We start from the raw sequence: 16,601 nt of genomic DNA on the forward strand, positions 1-16,601 counted from the left end.
TTCATTCAGGTCCGCGGGGTTGTCATAGTGGCTTTTAAGCAATGCGTGGGCGTCGGCATTCAGTTCGATATCAACGCCAAATGCCTTGGCAACGCATTCAGACGTGATGTCATCGTGGGTCGGGCCGATACCACCGGTGGTGAAGACGTAATCAAACTTTGCCCGGCATTCATTGACCGTGGCAATGATGGTGTCTTCGATATCAGGGATGACGCGGGTTTCGGCCAAGCGCACGCCAAGGGTGTTCAGTTCCTCTGCCAGATAGGGCAGGTTCTTGTCACGGGTGCGGCCAGACAGGATTTCATTGCCGATAATAATCAGACAGGCACGGACCGGATCAGACATCATATCCCCACAACATCATTCAAATTCTTTTGCCCTGAACCATACGCCGAAAACGCGCGGGTGGCTCACAGGAAATCGCGCAGCATCGCGACAAGCGGCACATCCGCCGGCGGCATCGGATAATCGCCAAGGCGCACCGGGCGCACCCATTTCACTTGCTGACCTTCCATCGGTTTGATGTCGCCTTTCCACACACGGCAGAGATAAAGCGGCATCATCAGATGGAAGTCGTCATAGGTGAAGGACGCAAAGGTAAAGGGTGCCAGGCAGCTTTCAGTGATATCAATGCCAAGCTCTTCCTTGAGCTCACGCACAAGTGCCATTTCGGGTGTTTCACCGGCCTCGACCTTGCCGCCGGGGAATTCCCAAAGGCCCGCCATGGATTTGCCTTCCGGGCGCTGGGCGATCAGCACGCGATGATCGATATCGACAAGTGCCACCGCACTGACGAACACGGTTTTTTCCGGGATTTTGCCCTGGCGCAGGTCAACCGACATGCAGCCTTTATCTGGTTGTTCTATTGTCATGGCACTGTTTTATCGCGCCATCAAACCTTCGCCAAGAGCAGAAAGCACCGCCTCGTCAAACTTCGATGTCATCAGGCGCCAGTCCGTTGAGGTATCGATCATAAGCCGCTTCATACCCGGCTTCGAGATCGCGGGTATAGCCTTCTGAATCAAACAGTGGGCAGGTCTTATTCTGATCCTTCACCTTATGCTTCAAGGCCGCGATTTTTTCGGGGTTAAGCGCCAGATCAAGGGCGATGGCCTCATACTCGGCTGCGTCCTTTGCAATCAGTTCCGACAGGTTTGCAGCCATCAGGATACTTGCGGCCACCCGGGCGGCAAATTGTTCGCCGGGCACGGTGACAAGCGGCAAACCGGTCCAAAGCGCGTCACTGGCTGTGGTGTGGGCGTTGACGTTAAAGGTATCAAGCAACAGGTCGCCATGTTTGTGCCGGGCAAGATGTTCCGCTGGCGACAGTTTTTCAGCAAAGACAAGACGATCGGGATCGACGCCGCGTTTTTGTGCCTCGTTGCGCAAGTTTTGCGCCGCGTCGTCATTGCCACTAAACAACCAGAGCACCGCCCCATCGACCTGTTTTAGGAGCCGCATCCAGATATCGAATTCGGTCGGGGAGATCTTGTAGGTGTTGTTGAAACTGCAGAAAACGAACCCGTTATCCGGCAAGCCGAAATCAGCACGCGTTGTGTTCATGTCGGGAATGCTGCGCTGATCATCGTTGGGCTGATAACAATGGGGCAGATAGATCGGTTTTTCCGCCAGATACTTTTTATGCGTTTCAGGAACCGTGACCTTATCAACAACCATATAATCAATGAATTCGGCCCCAATGGTCCCCGGATTGCCAAGATAATTGATCTGAACCGGAGCGGCACGGCGCGCAAAAATGCCGATCCGTCCCAGTTTCGTGTGGCCCTTGAGATCAACCGCGATATCAATCTTCTTTTCGCGCGCAAGTGCGACAATCGCTTCATCCGATGCCCGTTCGACATCGGAGAAACTTTCAAAGTATTCCTTGGCCTGATCAAGACTTTGGCTTTCCTTGATCAACCCATATGAGAAGGCGTGAATTTCAAACTTGTCGTGATCATGGTGGCGCAAAAGCCCCATCATCAGCGAAAGTGTCGCGTGATCCTGAAAATCGGCAGAAAAATAACCAATGCGCAACTTGCCTGGTCGTTTGGTTGGACGGGGCAATTGCCATAGGGCACCACGACCAAAATTCACCATCACAAGTCTTTGGCACCGAACCAATTGGCGTTCCGGTGCATCTTCGAGTTTCAGCAATGGAAACGGCGAAACAACTTCCCCCTCAACGCCGAGCGTGCTGGCCGCACGCGAAAACGCGTCAAATCCGGACCAGTCACACATCATCGCCATCGTGTAATACTGATTGGTCAGAGCACTTTTCATCGTGGGGGCAAGGGAATAGGCCTTGGCATAGCCTTGGGCGGCGGCCTTTAATTGCCCCTTGATGAAGAAAGCTTTGCCCATGTTGCTATAAGCGTCGGCAAGTTGCGGGTCGAGCTGAAGCGCCTTGGCAAAATACTGTAGCGCAGTATCGACCTGCCCCACCTTGAGCAGAACATTGCCAGCACTATTATAGGCCAGCGCATAGTTTGCATCGCAATTAACCGCGCGCTGAAAACATTGCAGCGCTTCGTTAAACTTGCCGATGCTTTGATAAAACATGCCGAGGTTTTGATGGGACTTCGGACTTTGTGGCGCAAGTTCAACGACCTTCTCGAAACAACGAGCGGTCTGAACATGGTCCTTTTTCTGAAAATAGGCATTTGCCAAAAGATCCCAAGCCACGACCGAATTGGCGTTGGTTTTCAGGTGTTTTTCGCAAATGGAAATGGCCTGATCCGGCTCATGATTGTGCATGGCCCTTTGAACACGTGACACCACCTTTTCAAGAGCCGCACTCAAAATTTCTTCCTCATTCCCGGTACAAAATTCGCCAACATGTTACGAACTGACAAGATCAATGTCTGTAGGTGCCTTGCCCGCAAGATAGCGCTCATAGGCTGCGCCATAGCCCCGCTCCAGATCAAGGGTATATGATTTGGTGTCAAACAGCGGACAGGCTGTGACGTTTTCTGCCACCTTGGCTTTCATGGCCGCCAGCTTTTCCGGATGAAGCGCCAGATCAAGGGCAATCGCCTCGTAGTCTTTTTCGGATTTCGCAATCAGCTCAGAAAGGTTTGCGGCCTTTAAAACGCTTGCAGCCACACGGGCCGCAAACTGCTTCCCAGGCAAGGTGATCAGCGGCAACCCGGTCCAAAGCGCATCACTTGCCGTCGTATGCGCGTTCACATTGAAGGTATCAAGAAACAGGTCCGCATGTTTGTGGCGGGCAAGATGCTTTGCCTCTGGTAGGTAGCCTGCAAATACAAGACGCGACGGATCCATACCGCGGCTGTCAGCTTCTTTTCGAAGGTTTTGCATTGCATCTTCACTGCCTTCGAACAGCCAAAGTACAGAGCCATCAACCTTTTGAAGAAGCCGCATCCAGATATCAAATTCGCGCGGGGAAATCTTGTAGTTGGCATTAAACGAACAAAACACAAAACCATCTTCGGGCAAGCCGAGCTCTGAGCGCGTTTGCGTATTTTCCGGGAATTCCCGACCGCCGTCATTTGGCTGATAGCAATGCGGCATATAGATGATTTTTTCGGAATAGGCGTTTTTGTAATCGTCGGGGATGATGGTGTGATCCGCGATCAGATAGTCGATATAATCTGCCCCCAACGTTCCCGGATAGCCGACATAGTTGATCTGGACAGGCGCCATCCGAGGGGCAAATAGTTGCGGTCTCCCGTTCTGGGTATAACCCTTGAGATCGATTGCGATATCAATCGCCTGATCGCGCGCATGCTGCACAATTTCCGCGTCGGACACATTCCGGACATCCCAGTTGTAATCAACCAGTTTTTGGAGCTCACCACGGCGCCAACCATCGGTAACGCTGCCATAGCTGTATGAGTGAATTTCAAAGCGGTTTTTGTCGTGCGCAGCAAAAAGCCCCATCATCAACGACAAAGTCGCATGATTATGAAAGTCAGCAGAAAAATAGCCAATCTTCAGTTTTTCCGGACGAGATACAGGGCGCGAGAACTGCTTAACAGCAGCCCGCACTGCGAACTCCTTTGCCCAGTTTTCCGAGCGTTTTTTCTGCACGTATGGATCGTCTTCGTAATGTAAGAAAGAAAATGGAGAAACAGAATTTCCGGGTTTTCCCACCGGATTTTTATTTTGAAATTCAGGAGCAAGAGCAGACCAATCACAGATTTGAGCGCGCGCATAGAGAAAGTCGGAAAGTGCGCTCATGCTATCGGGTCGTAGTTTCGCAACTTTCTCAAACGCCTGTTTGGCAGCCTTGCGCTTTTTCTTACGATACAAGATAACACCGAGATTAAAGTACGGATCTGCCAAATCAGGACCGTACTTGATTGCCTGCACACAGAATTTTTCAGCTTCGTCCAAACGCCGCATTTCCAACAGAACACCTGCAATTGCGTTCAAAACCCCCGCGTTCTGAGGTTCAATGTAACTGGCATTCTGAAAGGCTTTCAGGGCCTGCTCATATTTGTTTTGGGCTGAAAACAGCGCCCCAATATTGACCCAAGCCATGCCGAAGTTTTTATCAAGCTCGATGGCTTTGCGCAGGCATTTTTCTGCTTCTACCGGGTTCTGATTTCTGGAATAGCCAAGTCCCAAAAGGTTCCACACCTGCGCACTGTCCGGTGCGCCCTCGACCAGCTTTTTGGCAAGATCGATGCCCTTTGCATATGCACCCTGATCAATGAGTTCCGTGGCTTTTACAAAAGCCTGTTGAGCTGACATGCCTGTACCCGATGCGGCATCACGCAACTTTTCAAGCGCTGCTTTGGCGCGCGTGTTTTTCGGGTAGTCCTGAAGAAACAGTTCATAGAGTTTAATGGCCTCGTCGATCTGGCCCTGTTTTTCCAGTTTTCTGGCACGCTTGGACAGTTGATCAAAAGAGGACACCTTGACTGAATCTCCGTATTTGTAATTCGCGTAAAAAGTTTAAAAGCAGGCCATTAAGGACTGATAAACGCAGGTGCCAACAATACACCTGCAATGCGCGCCTTTATAAGCATTGATGACCGAAACCAGGGACACACTTGTGTGATACGCAGGCCCCGTCGAAAAAATTGTTTTAAACGGATCATGATCGACTAACGTATTGAAGATACAAAATTTGAATTTGCACTGGTCCGTACCCCGAATGCTTGCCAAGAAATTCCTGACCGTGACCACCAACTCACTTGTCGCAATGGTGCTGCTGGCAGGCTGTGACAAGCTTGGTGCTTATAACCATTGGCAGTCCGGGGATATCAAACCCGATGTGGCGGCCCTTTCCTATGGTCCGGATGCGCGGCAGCTTCTTGATCTTTATCTGCCAAGCCCATCAATGCAGCCTGCCCCCCTTCTGGTGTGGTTTTATGGTGGCTCGTGGGATTCCGGGGATCGTTCGAAATATGCCTTTGTCGCCAGGCGCTTTGCCGAGCTTGGCTATGCGGTTGCCATTCCTGATTACCGACTGGTGCCTGATGTTCATTTCCCGGCCTTTATTGAGGATGGGGCGTCTGCACTTGCACAGATGAGGGACTATGCCAGGCAGAACCCCGATCAGATCATGAATGTGCCCTTCATGTTGGCCGGGCATTCTGCCGGGGCCTATAACGCCATGCAGGTCGTGGCTGATCCCAACTATCTTCAATCGGTCGGGCTGGATGAGGATGACATTGCCGGGATTATCGGCCTGTCGGGGCCCTATGATTTTTATCCCTATGATGTTGCCGCGACCCAAAATGCGTTTGGCGATACGCCCGCGCATGACAGCCAGCCGGTCGAGATGGATCTGGCGCATTTGCCGCCACTTTTGCTGATTACCGGTACGCGCGATCATACCGTGCTGCCGCGCAATTCGCGCAGGCTGGCAGAACTGGCACCAAAGGCCGAGCTGATAGAAGTGCCTGATACCGGCCATGCCGGAACCCTGATTGCATTGGGGTTTTATCTGACAACCGATGATGCGGTTCTGGGACCGGTCAAACAGTTCCTGCTAAAAATTAGTTTGTTGCGATCCAATTTTTAACTTCTTCCCATTCCGCGACTGGTAGCTCATTGATGTTAGTTGCAAAGTAATCAAATTGCTTATCACGCATCTCCGATACGGTGCCGACAACTTTTGCACCTGTGCTCTTTGGTCGCAGAACACCAACTCCATGGTCAACCTTAGCTAAGCGAAAATCCAAATCAGGAGAACGGATGAGATCAAAAGCAATCTTCCAGCAATCTCCCGTCCAGGTTTCCTGAAGCATCGGAACATGGTGTTCTTTCCAAGTTCGAGGCATCAGATCATGGTAAGCAATCCAACCTCCCGGCTTGAGAAACTTTAGAGCGTTTTCAGTATCTCGCCGAACTTGCTCATACTCGTGCAAGCCATCAATAAACACTACGTCGAATAACTCCTCATTTTGCATAAAGAAGTCATCACTAGTCATTCTGTGAGTACCGCCACTAGCCGGATCGACACCAACCTTGCGATCAGCGAAAACCGAGTCAAATAAAGCATTCCCAAAGCAGCCGATCTCCAAATAACTTATGTTCGGGCCACCTGTTTTCGCTACCAGCATGTTTACAAGAGCGATGCGATTATAATGGATGCTCTTCCAGTCCCAGTCGAACTCAATATTACTCGCATTATAAGCATATTGTTTTAAGAGCTGAGAGCGGTTTTTCTTAAGTTTAATCTTTTTGATTGTTTTGCGAAGCCCCATACATCTGACCCTTTACAATTCAGAAGGCAGTTAACTTACAACGTGCGAAACAATCATAAATTCTTTGCCACTCGACAAAAAAACAATACGACCTGTTCTCTTGAAGCACGCCTGAAATCCGAAAATCCGCCTGTTAGTTCAACTGACCGTGGCAATGTTTGTATTTCTTGCCGGATCCACATGGGCAGGCCTGGTTACGCGCCACACGACCCCAGGTCGACGGATCGTTGGGATCGAAATTGCCCGGCTGACGCGACTGAACGGTTGCGGTATCGACACCCTGCTCGGTTGCTTCGAGTTCGTCGCGGTTTTCGCGCATTTCCTGCTGCGGACGGCGTGCCTCGAGATCTTCGGGGCGCGGGGTCGATTGCAGTTCGACGTGGGAGAGCATCTGGGTCACGCGTTCGCGGAGCGATCCCAGCATGCCTTCGAACATATTGAACGCTTCGCGCTTGAACTCGTTGAGCGGATCACGCTGACCATAAGCGCGCAGGCCAATGCCCTGACGCAAGTGATCAAGGGCGAGAAGATGTTCTTTCCACGACTGATCAAGCAGCTGCAGGACGAGGCTTTTTTCAACCTGGCGCATGATATCCGCACCATAGTTGGCAACCTTGGCTGCCATTTTCTCGTCCGAAGCCTTTTCAAGGCGTTCGCGCATGACTTCCTGATCGATGCCTTCTTCCTTGACCCAATCTGCAATCGGCAGATCAAGGCCCAGAAGACGGGTGACTTCTTCATGCAGGCTGGTGGTTTCCCACTGCTCCGGATAGACCTTGGCCGGGCAGTATTTGTCGACCATGTCTTCGATGACTTCGGCACGCATGTCAGCAACGTCTTCGGCGACGTTTTTGGCCTGCATCAGATCACGGCGCTGTTCATAAACGACCTTACGCTGGTCATTCATGACATCGTCAAACTTCAGAACGTTCTTACGAATGTCGAAGTTGCGCGCCTCGACCTTCTGCTGAGCTTTTTCGAGCGCCTTGTTGATCCACGGATGGTAAATCGCTTCACCTTCCTGCAGACCGAGTTTCTGGAGCATGCCGTCCATGCGCTCGGACCCGAAGATGCGCATCAGATCATCTTCAAGCGACAGATAGAATTTCGAACCGCCCGGATCCCCCTGACGGCCGGAACGACCACGCAGCTGGTTATCCACACGACGTGATTCGTGGCGTTCGGTACCGATCACAAACAGACCGCCCGCCGCCAGGACTTTTTCCTGATCGGCTTTGACCTCTGCCTTGATTTTCTCGATTGCGGCCGCACGTTTGGCTTCGTCGGTGACGTTTTCCAATTCATGCTCAACGCGCATCTCGACGTTGCCGCCAAGCTTGATGTCAGTACCACGACCCGCCATGTTGGTCGCAATCGTGATCGCACCGGGCGCACCGGCCTGGGCCACGATCAGCGCTTCGCGTTCATGCTGCTTGGCGTTGAGAACTTCGTGCGGGACTTTCTTCTTTTTCAGAAGATCCGAGAGGATTTCCGACTTCTCGATCGAGACGGTACCGACAAGGGCCGGCTGGCCACGTTTGTGGCAGTCTTCAAGCTGCTCGGAAATCGCCACCCACTTTTCAGTGGCGGTACGATAAATCTCGTCATCGGCATCAATACGGGCAATCGGGCGATGGGTCGGGATTTCGACAACCTGAAGGTTGTAGATTTCCTCGAATTCCTCGGCCTCGGTCATTGCCGTACCGGTCATGCCGGCAAGCGTCGGATAGAGACGGAAATAGTTCTGGAAGGTGATCGATGCCAGAGTCTGGTTTTCGTTCTGGATCTTGACCTTTTCCTTGGCTTCGAGTGCCTGATGCAGGCCATCGGAATAACGGCGGCCTTCCATCATACGACCGGTGAATTCGTCAATGATGACGACCTTGTCGTCCTTGACGATATAGTCGGTGTCTTTCTGGAACAGCTTGTGTGCGCGCAGGGCCTGGTTGACGTGATGGACAAGATGAACGTTGGCAACGTCATAGAGCGTGCCTTCGGTCAGGATTTCCATTTCCATCAGAAGCTGTTCGGCGTGTTCGGTGCCTTCTTCGGTCAGGGTGACGGCGCGTGCCTTTTCATCCTTCTCGAAATCTTCGTCGACCAGTTTCGGGATCAGCGCATCAATCGCGCGATACAGTTCCGAGCTGTCTTCGGCCGGGCCGGAAATGATCAGCGGGGTACGGGCTTCGTCAATCAGGATCGAGTCGACTTCATCGACGATGGCAAAGTTGAACGGGCGCTGCACCATGTCTTCGAGACGGAACTTCATGTTATCGCGCAGATAATCAAAGCCGAGCTCGTTGTTGGTCGCGTAGGTAATGTCGCAAGCATAGGCTTCGCGGCGCTGGTCATCGGTCATGCCATGCATGATCACGCCAACAGTCAGGCCGAGGAAGCCATAAACCTCGCCCATCCATTCCGCATCACGGCGGGCCAGATAGTCGTTCACGGTCACAACATGTACGCCCTTGCCTTCAAGCGCGTTCAGATAAACCGGAAGGGTCGATACGAGGGTTTTACCTTCTCCGGTTTTCATCTCGGCAATTTTGCCGGATGTCAGCACCATGCCGCCAAGCAGCTGCACGTCATAATGACGTTCGCCGCGCACACGCTTGGATGCCTCGCGGATGGTGGCAAAGGTATCAGGAAGGATGTCGGTCAGAGTCTCGCCATTCTTGAGACGGTCGCGCAGCCAATCGGTCCGGGCGCGCAGTTCATCATCAGAAAGCTTTTCGACTTCGGGTTCCAGGGCATTGATTTGCTCGACCGTGGCCCGCAGGGCTTTGACTTCACGATCGTTAGCTGAACCGAAAATTTTCCGGGCAATAGCGCCGAGCATTAATACGTTCCTGAACAAATAAATTAAGACACAATGACCCCGGCAGAAACCGGAGCCCGATCACAGATAGAACCCTGTCTGCCATCTGTCAACGGAACGAACCAATATCGGGAATGAACAGCCGGAAATTCCCGGCTTTTGCGCCGGATCGCAGGCAAATCCCGGCCTCTTCACGTTTTCGTTTCCTGCGATTGAACCCTTCTTGCTTGAGAAATGCGAAGAATGGTCGTATTATTCGCCTCATAGTTTTACACCCTAACAGAGCATGTAGCTCGTTTTGGCGCGCGGGAATGTCCCGGATACGCTGCCAAATCAAGTCCTCAGGAGGAGGATTATGGTCGATTTCTCCGCGCTTAATCCGTTTCGACAGGGCCAGTCCGCCCTGCAAGATGCGCGTCAGCCCTTTGCGAAAACCAGCCCGGATGCCGGTGATGCCGCCGCGCAATCGCGACCTGATGCGCGCACCCGTATTGATCCGGTGGCCCTGTCTGATGATGCACTTGCCGCCCATAATGACAGCCAGAAGATTGCCCCGGCAGCCGGTAAATCACTTTCTTCCGAACCGCTGACCACGGACGCGCTGTTTGAGCGCGTGCTTGATGCGTCGCTTGAACTGATCCGCGGCAGTGTCGAGGAAATGTTTGCGCTTTCGGGCATGTCCGAAGAAGACGCCATTGCCGCGACCGATGCCATGTTCAATGGCATTCGCGACGCTGCAAGCGGCCAGGACCAGTTCGAATTTTCCTTTGATCAGGCGATCGCAAGCCACAGCAAGACCGCCATTTCATATGCCGGGGCCGATGGGGCGGCAGTGGGCGTATCCGAGTCCGCGATGATGGCGGTCCAGTCGCTTGATATCAGCATCAACAATGAAACCGGTGAGTTCTCGTTCAACTACGAGGCCGCCAAGGTTGAGGTTGTCCGCACCGAAGCGGTTGCGATTGGCAACAGCATGGGGGCGGCTATTGGTGCGCTTGGCAATGTCATGGATGGCCTGGGTGGCGGATCGCTGGTTGATATGCTGGGCAATCCGGCCAGCGCCGAAGACGGTGGGCTTCTGTTTGATATCAATGATAACGGAGTCGCCGAATTCATCCGCGAACTTATGAATGCAACGGTAGGCAGCGACGATACGTCTGACGAGGGCGAAGAAGGTGCCACCGCCGTTACCGCGCAGACCAATGGTCAGGCGATTGCCGCCGAGCGGATGGCAGCCCTTAATGCCCAGATCACCGAACAGTTCATGGAACAGGCAACCCTGATTGTGCGCAGCATCAATCAGCCTGCACCGGAAGCCGGTGAAGGAAGCAGCCCGCTTCAGCTGACGGTCGACATGATGATGCCGATGGGCCGCTTTGGTCAGGATGATGGCAATGCGACCTTCACCTTCCCGAATGGTGAAACCGTGCCCGTGATTGACCCAACACAGGAACAGGATGTTCTGATTTAACAGCCACGGGATGTCAGGCCGACATCCCGCAGCCCTTCAGGAAGGAGGCGCTGAATGTTTGAGCACACAAACCTTACCAATCCCACCGCAGCGGATAATGCCGCCGGGATCGCAGCACTGCGTGCCACCGCCAACAGTGCCGTGACCGCGGGCAGTGCAGATGCGGATACCGATACGAATGCGCAGCGCGATGCGGAACTTTCCCAACAGCGCGCCATTGTCGATCAGATTGATCTGAGCATTGAGGCCAATGAACGGATCGAAAGTGCGCTTGGTGAATTTCAGCGTCCGGTCTTTGAAATCGATACGGCCCCGCTTGAAGCCTTCAACGCCTTAAAACCCGCACTCGATGAAGCCCAGACACGCATGAACCGCGAGGCCTTTATTGTGCTTGCGATGATGGGCATTCCCCCGGCAAAGGCACGGGCAATGGCCAATGCCATGACCGGCGGTGATCCGGGCGAACTCAAGGCGGTTGGCGCAACAGGGGTGCAATCAGAGATCTCGATGCAGAATCTTTCGATCAACATCGCCCAAGGCAATAGCGCGATCAATCTGGGTCAGGTTTCCATTACTTCGCGCAGTGTCGAGATAGACTTCAGCGCCATTGAAACCCGCTTTTCAAGTCTTGCGGGGGCCGCGGATATCTCGATCTCGGAATTTCATGCCCATATCGAACTGATCCGCATCGAGATTTCCCAGATGTTTCAGCAGGACCCGTTAATTCTGGATCTGGATGGCAACGGCATCGACATCACCAGCGTGATGGACGGCAAGCGCTTTGACATTGATGGCGATGGGACGCTTGATCAGACGGCCTGGATTTCCGGCAACGATGCCCTTCTGGCACTCGATCGCAATGGCGATGGCGAGATCAATGACGGTCGCGAACTGTTTGGCGATCAGAACGGCGCCAAGGACGGGTTTGCGGAACTGGCAAAATATGACGACAACCTGGATGGCGTCATCGACGAGATGGACGGTGTGTTCAGCTCGCTTGTGTTGCTGCGCGCTGATGGCAGCCAGAAAACTGTCGCGGATGCCGGGATCAAATCGATCTCGCTTTCCATGATCACCCCGCTTGATCAGCGTCTTGTCGGTGGGGATCTGGTGGCAGGGTCATCGTTTGAACGCGAAGATGGCAGCACCGGGCAAGTTGGCGAAGTATTCTTTGACGTTCAGGCCTGATCGACAGTCCGCTTCAGATTTCATCTAACCGTCATCTTACGGCGCGCGTTGATCAGCATGCGGCGGATCATCCTTATTGCCCTGCCGGGTTTCAAGTCGGCTGGGCCAATCGCATATATCAAACTTCATACTGAGGGTCAGGACCTGTTAATTTGGTTTGAATGGTCGCTCAGATTTGTGCGGATACGCGAAGCAAAACCGCCGGAAGATATACATCTTTCAAGGTTTTGCGACAAAGTAGCTGTGCAAATCTGAGCGATCCGAAGGACAGAGCTTATATTTGCGAACTCCTGCGTCAAATCCCTTGTGCGGGATACCACCCCGCTCGGCGGAATTTTCCTTGGATTTCAAAATATAAGCTCTGCCATTCCAATCAAATTAACAGGTCCTGACCCTCAGCGTTTCACATTTTGGACAGAATGCTTTGTCAAAAGGTCCGTCATCCACGGCGAAGCCTTGTGCAGGCAACACTTATGTGTTTTACCCGTGGGCAGAGGCATCGGGCACAAGCCCGTCTGAAATTAAAGTCTGGAGAAACTATGCTGCGCAAATCCCTTCTTGCTGCGTCCCTGGCAACCGTCATTTTTGCATCCCCTGCCATGGCGCAGGACACTGCACCGGCAGAAGATCCGGTTCTGGCGACGGTCAATGGTGAAGAAATCCTTGAATCCGAAGTCCGCGCAACCCAGCAGGGCCTGCCGCAACAGTATCGCCAGCTTCCGTTTGAAATGCTCAAGGCGGATCTTCTGACCCGCGAAATCAACCAGCGCCTACTGATGGATGCCGGTAGCGAAGCCGGTCTGGCCGATGACCCGGAAGTCAAAGAACAGATCGCAGCGCTTGAGCGCCGCCTGATTGCTGAAACCTATCTGGATCGCGCGCTTAATGACGCGATCACCGATGAGGCCGTCAACGCGAAATACGACGAATTCATCGCCACCAACGAGCCGGAGCCGCAGGTTCACGCCCGCCACATCCTGCTTGAAAGCGAAGAAGACGCGCAGGCTGTTATCGCAGAACTTGATGACGGTGCCGACTTCGTCGAACTCGCCAAGGAAAAATCGACCGGCCCGTCCGGCCCGAATGGCGGTGATCTTGGCTTCTTTAACCGTGCAGACATGGTAGCACCGTTTGCCGAGGCAGCCTTTGCCATGGAAACCGGCACCTATTCCAGCGAACCGGTTCAGACCCAGTTCGGTTGGCATGTGATCAAAGTCGAAGACAAAAAAGAAGGCACCCAGCCGTCACTTGACGAAGTCCGTCAGCAGCTGGTCGCCGAAGTAAGCCGTGATGCCTTCAACGCGCTGGTCGAAGACCTGCGTGCAGATGCCGATATCGTCAACAATGTCGAAATCGAAGCTGAAAAAGCAGCTGAAGAAGCACCGGCTGAATAATTCGGAAAACAGGGCAATCAATCTGATTTGATGGCCCATGTCTTTCCAACATCATCAAACGGGGTGTGGCCATTGGCTTCGCCCCGTTTTTTGTCGATCATTATGACATGACAGATGCATTCTGCTGCTTGCTTTTCGCCACCGTTGCGGCAGGATGGGCCAACTTGTCCAATAAAGGAAACTGCACAGATGGTTGCGACTGCCATTTCCCCGCTTGCCCCCGCGGCATTTCCCGATCTTCCGGCCGTTGCCGGTGTCAAACTGCACACCGCAACCCTTGGCATTCGCTATAAGGGCCGCCCGGATGTCCTGCTGGCAGAGCTTGAGCCTGGCACCCAGGTTGCCGGCGTGTTCACGACATCGACCACGGCATCGGCTGCCGTGCGCTGGGGACGCGAGGCGCTTAAGGGCGGGACGGCACGTGCATTTTTCGTCAATGCAGGCAACTCGGTCGCCTTTACCGGCAAGGCCGGTGAGAAGTTCGTCGCCGACAAGGTTGAAACGGCGGCCAAGGCGCTTGGCTGTGAAAAGACCGAGATTTTCACCGCATCAACCGGCGTGATTGGCGAGCCGACCACGGCAAACCGCATTACCGATGCGATGGATGAGATTCTGGCCAATGATGCAAGCTGGCTGGATGCCGCCAAGGCGATCATGACCACCGATACCTTCCCCAAGGGGGCCTCGGCCACGGCAACCATCAATGGTACCGAAGTCACCATTGCGGGCTTTGCCAAGGGATCGGGCATGATTGAGCCGAACATGGCGACCATGCTGGGCTTTGTGTTTACCGACGCCGCCCTGCCGCATAGTGTGCTGCAGTCCCTGCTTGCTGATTGCAACAATCGCAGCTTCAACGCGATTACGGTGGATAGTGATACGTCGACGTCTGACACGGTACTTTTGGCCGCGACCGGCAAGGCTGGCAATGATGCCGTTTCTGATGCCAATGACCCGGCATTGGCCGCATTCAAAACCGCACTGGAGAGCGTACTGCGTGATCTGGCCCACCAGATCGTCCGGGACGGTGAAGGCGCAACCAAGTTCATCACCATCAATGTCACCGGTGCCGTGAACGAAAAAGAAGCCAAGATTGCCGCCAAGGCGATTGCCAACTCCCCGCTGGTCAAAACCGCGATTGCCGGTGAAGACGCCAACTGGGGCCGTATCGTCATGGCGGTCGGCAAATGCGGTGTCACCGCAGACCCGAACAAACTGACCATTTCAATCGGTGGCATTGCACTGGCCAAGAATGGCGAACGGGTCGAGGATTATGACGAAGCCCCGGTCGAAGCCCACATCAAGGGCCAGTATATAGACATTGATGCCGACCTTGGCTTTGGGGATGGTGCAGCCACCGTCTGGACCTGTGACCTGACCCATGGCTATATCTCGATCAATGCGGATTACCGCAGCTAGGCGATCAAACAGACCTCGAAATTACAAACGCCGCCTTAAATGAGGGCGGCGTTTTGCGTTTCAGAGGGGTGTGAATGCGCCACACAGGCTATTTCTTGCCGGGGATATAGCCATTCAGAATAAGACCAACATTGGCCCCTTCGAGCTCAGCTTCACTCAGATCGGTCGCGCCAAAGGCCACCCCGGCGATGTTCGCCTTGGTCAGGTTAGCACCCTTCATCTTTGCTTCGCTAAAGACCGAATTGCGCAAATCTGCCTGCTCGAAATTCACATCCGACAGGTCCGCATTCCAGACTGTGCCGGTTTTCTCGCCCTTCTTGTCGCGTTGATCGACACCGCCAAAATGAACGCCCTGGAACACACCCTCGGAGCAGTCAGATCCCGCCATGCGCACGCCATCAAGCACCGCCCCATTCATACGGATTTTTTGCATGTCGGCTTCGCGCATCGAACACATGGCAAGGATGGTGTCGATAAAGATCGTGCCGCGCATAATGCATTTGTCAAAGACCGCGCCAGACAAATCCATGCCGGAGAAATCCATCCCCGACAAATCACGGCCCGCCGCAATCATCGGCATGCCGGTTTTGCCGCCGGTTGACAGCCACTCGCTATGGCCATTGACCAGTTCGCGGATATCATCAGCCAGCGGGGCGCTGGGCATACCACCGCCAATGGAATAGGACGTATTGGCCTGCGTCAGGTCGACATCCTGCAAATCGACATTGCGCAGGTTTGCGCCACTGAGATCCGCACCGACCATTTCCGACCCGGCAAGCTTCGCCCCCTTTAGGTTGGCATTGCGAAGTTTCGCGCCATTCATCTTGCAGCCGGTCAGGTCAGCACCTTCGAGGTTGACGGCAAACATGTTGGCGTCGCTCATATCGGTGTTGGCAAGGCGCGCGCCCGACATGTTGGTGCCCGCCATATTGGCACCCCACATCATCGCCCCTTCAAGGTCGGCGTTTGACATGTCGGTTTCGCGTTTGACCGTGCGTTCGCGCGCACCTTCGAGAACCACCATGATGCCCGCACGCAAATCAATGCCATTCAGGTTGGCATTGCGCAAATTGGTCCGCGCCATATTGGCGCCGCGCAGATCGGCACGCTCGAACGTGGATCCTTCAAGATCGGCCTCGACAAAGTTGGCGCCAAACAAATCACAGAAATCAAAGCAGACATCGCGCGCAGAGGCCTGGATGAAATTTGCCCCCGGCAGAACCGCCTCTTTGAGGCTGATCTTGTTCATCTTGATGCGCGAAAGGTTGCCATTGCGCAGTTGCATGCGCGTGCCGCCCGGCTTTTGATTGAGATATAATTGATGCTTCTTGATCGCATCAATCAATTCCGAACGCGATGACATGTGGCAGATAACCCCCGAACTCTAAATAAGTTTTTTATTATTGAGCATTATAGAATGCAGCAGTTTCCCTGCAACGCAATATGTTTGGCATGTTGCGCAGAAAACCGTTTGCAAATGCGGGGTTTTCGTGCCGGACCCTATCCGGATGCAGAGGGTATAACCGCTGAACCGGGTTTGAGAACCTAGGCTCAGGACCTATTAATTTGATTTGAATGGCAGACGTTATATTTGTGAAATCCAAGGAAAAGTCCGCCGGTCGGGCCGT

At 53.6% G+C, this 16,601-nt stretch carries 13 protein-coding genes and 1 pseudogene; 5 read left to right on the forward strand and 9 right to left on the reverse strand.

The window, feature by feature from the left end:
- From ACXAF0_RS19565 to ACXAF0_RS19585, 5 genes and pseudogenes are all read right to left on the reverse strand, one after another.
- Positions 1 to 348: competence/damage-inducible protein A (locus ACXAF0_RS19565; protein WP_475347503.1), on the reverse strand; the 348-nt coding region annotated here is incomplete at its 3' end.
- A gap of 62 nt (positions 349 to 410) precedes the next feature.
- Positions 411 to 842: an 8-oxo-dGTP diphosphatase MutT gene (gene mutT, locus ACXAF0_RS19570; RefSeq protein ID WP_475347504.1), complete on the reverse strand. Its 432-nt coding sequence runs from the start codon at positions 840 to 842 to the stop codon at positions 411 to 413.
- 85 nt (positions 843 to 927) lie between these two features.
- Positions 928 to 2,802: an O-linked N-acetylglucosamine transferase, SPINDLY family protein gene (locus ACXAF0_RS19575; protein WP_475347505.1), complete on the reverse strand. Its 1,875-nt coding sequence runs from the start codon at positions 2,800 to 2,802 to the stop codon at positions 928 to 930.
- Positions 2,803 to 2,841: 39 nt separating this feature from the next.
- A complete protein-coding gene (locus ACXAF0_RS19580) occupies positions 2,842 to 4,746 on the reverse strand; it encodes an O-linked N-acetylglucosamine transferase, SPINDLY family protein (protein WP_475347515.1) in 1,905 nt (634 codons plus the stop codon).
- Positions 4,747 to 4,782: 36 nt separating this feature from the next.
- A pseudogene (locus ACXAF0_RS19585) lies at positions 4,783 to 4,884 on the reverse strand (hypothetical protein); the annotation flags it as partial.
- A gap of 241 nt (positions 4,885 to 5,125) precedes the next feature.
- On the opposite strand from ACXAF0_RS19585, the gene ACXAF0_RS19590 reads away from it, so the two are divergent.
- On the forward strand, positions 5,126 to 5,998 hold the full coding sequence (locus ACXAF0_RS19590) for an alpha/beta hydrolase (RefSeq protein ID WP_475347506.1): 873 nt from the start codon (positions 5,126 to 5,128) through the stop codon (positions 5,996 to 5,998).
- Here ACXAF0_RS19590 and ACXAF0_RS19595 read toward each other — a convergent pair.
- Together ACXAF0_RS19595 and secA are read right to left on the reverse strand one after the other, a co-directional pair.
- Positions 5,973 to 6,683 carry a class I SAM-dependent methyltransferase gene (locus tag ACXAF0_RS19595; protein ID WP_475347507.1) on the reverse strand — a complete coding sequence of 237 codons (711 nt, stop codon included), beginning with the start codon at positions 6,681 to 6,683 and terminating at the stop codon, positions 5,973 to 5,975. The genes ACXAF0_RS19590 and ACXAF0_RS19595 overlap by 26 nt on opposite strands.
- A 133-nt stretch (positions 6,684 to 6,816) precedes the next feature.
- Positions 6,817 to 9,522: a preprotein translocase subunit SecA gene (secA, locus tag ACXAF0_RS19600; RefSeq protein ID WP_475347508.1), complete on the reverse strand. Its 2,706-nt coding sequence runs from the start codon at positions 9,520 to 9,522 to the stop codon at positions 6,817 to 6,819.
- A gap of 334 nt (positions 9,523 to 9,856) precedes the next feature.
- Between secA and ACXAF0_RS19605 the strand changes: the two genes are divergently transcribed.
- The 3 genes from ACXAF0_RS19605 (at position 9,857) to ACXAF0_RS19615 (ending at position 13,554) form a co-directional block, all read left to right on the forward strand.
- Positions 9,857 to 10,972 carry a hypothetical protein gene (locus ACXAF0_RS19605; RefSeq protein ID WP_475347509.1) on the forward strand — a complete coding sequence of 372 codons (1,116 nt, stop codon included), beginning with the start codon at positions 9,857 to 9,859 and terminating at the stop codon, positions 10,970 to 10,972.
- Positions 10,973 to 11,026: 54 nt separating this feature from the next.
- Complete coding sequence (locus ACXAF0_RS19610) at positions 11,027 to 12,160, forward strand: hypothetical protein (RefSeq protein WP_475347510.1); 1,134 nt, start codon at positions 11,027 to 11,029, stop codon at positions 12,158 to 12,160.
- A 539-nt stretch (positions 12,161 to 12,699) separates the two neighbouring features.
- A complete protein-coding gene (locus ACXAF0_RS19615; protein WP_475347511.1) occupies positions 12,700 to 13,554 on the forward strand; it encodes a peptidylprolyl isomerase in 855 nt (284 codons plus the stop codon).
- A 17-nt stretch (positions 13,555 to 13,571) separates the two neighbouring features.
- Here ACXAF0_RS19615 and ACXAF0_RS19620 read toward each other — a convergent pair whose 3' ends face one another.
- Positions 13,572 to 13,760, reverse strand: a complete 189-nt coding sequence (locus tag ACXAF0_RS19620; protein ID WP_475347512.1) for a hypothetical protein — start codon at positions 13,758 to 13,760, stop codon at positions 13,572 to 13,574.
- Here ACXAF0_RS19620 and argJ point away from each other — a divergent pair.
- A complete protein-coding gene (gene argJ / locus ACXAF0_RS19625) occupies positions 13,744 to 14,973 on the forward strand; it encodes a bifunctional glutamate N-acetyltransferase/amino-acid acetyltransferase ArgJ (RefSeq protein WP_475347513.1) in 1,230 nt (409 codons plus the stop codon). The two genes, ACXAF0_RS19620 and argJ, sit on opposite strands and share 17 nt — an antisense overlap.
- A gap of 88 nt (positions 14,974 to 15,061) precedes the next feature.
- On the opposite strand, the gene ACXAF0_RS19630 is transcribed toward argJ, so the two are convergent.
- Positions 15,062 to 16,336, reverse strand: a complete 1,275-nt coding sequence (locus ACXAF0_RS19630) for a pentapeptide repeat-containing protein (RefSeq protein WP_475347514.1) — start codon at positions 16,334 to 16,336, stop codon at positions 15,062 to 15,064.
- Between the last annotated feature and the right edge of the window lie 265 nt (positions 16,337 to 16,601).

This window comes from Thalassospira sp. ABD4_177, assembly GCF_056160125.1.

What these genes read in the sequence shown, in the direction of transcription:
- mutT (WP_475347504.1), bottom strand. Translation starts at nt 842, where the DNA reads ATGTCGGTTGACCTGCGCCAGGGCAAAATCCCGGAAAAAACCGTGTTC.
- ACXAF0_RS19590 (WP_475347506.1), top strand. Translation starts at nt 5,126, where the DNA reads ATGCTTGCCAAGAAATTCCTGACCGTGACCACCAACTCACTTGTCGCA.
- ACXAF0_RS19595 (WP_475347507.1), bottom strand. Translation starts at nt 6,683, where the DNA reads ATGGGGCTTCGCAAAACAATCAAAAAGATTAAACTTAAGAAAAACCGC.
- secA (WP_475347508.1), bottom strand. Translation starts at nt 9,522, where the DNA reads ATGCTCGGCGCTATTGCCCGGAAAATTTTCGGTTCAGCTAACGATCGT.
- ACXAF0_RS19605 (WP_475347509.1), top strand. Translation starts at nt 9,857, where the DNA reads ATGGTCGATTTCTCCGCGCTTAATCCGTTTCGACAGGGCCAGTCCGCC.
- ACXAF0_RS19610 (WP_475347510.1), top strand. Translation starts at nt 11,027, where the DNA reads ATGTTTGAGCACACAAACCTTACCAATCCCACCGCAGCGGATAATGCC.
- ACXAF0_RS19615 (WP_475347511.1), top strand. Translation starts at nt 12,700, where the DNA reads ATGCTGCGCAAATCCCTTCTTGCTGCGTCCCTGGCAACCGTCATTTTT.
- argJ (WP_475347513.1), top strand. Translation starts at nt 13,744, where the DNA reads ATGGTTGCGACTGCCATTTCCCCGCTTGCCCCCGCGGCATTTCCCGAT.
- ACXAF0_RS19620 (WP_475347512.1), bottom strand. Translation starts at nt 13,760, where the DNA reads ATGGCAGTCGCAACCATCTGTGCAGTTTCCTTTATTGGACAAGTTGGC.
- ACXAF0_RS19630 (WP_475347514.1), bottom strand. Translation starts at nt 16,336, where the DNA reads ATGTCATCGCGTTCGGAATTGATTGATGCGATCAAGAAGCATCAATTA.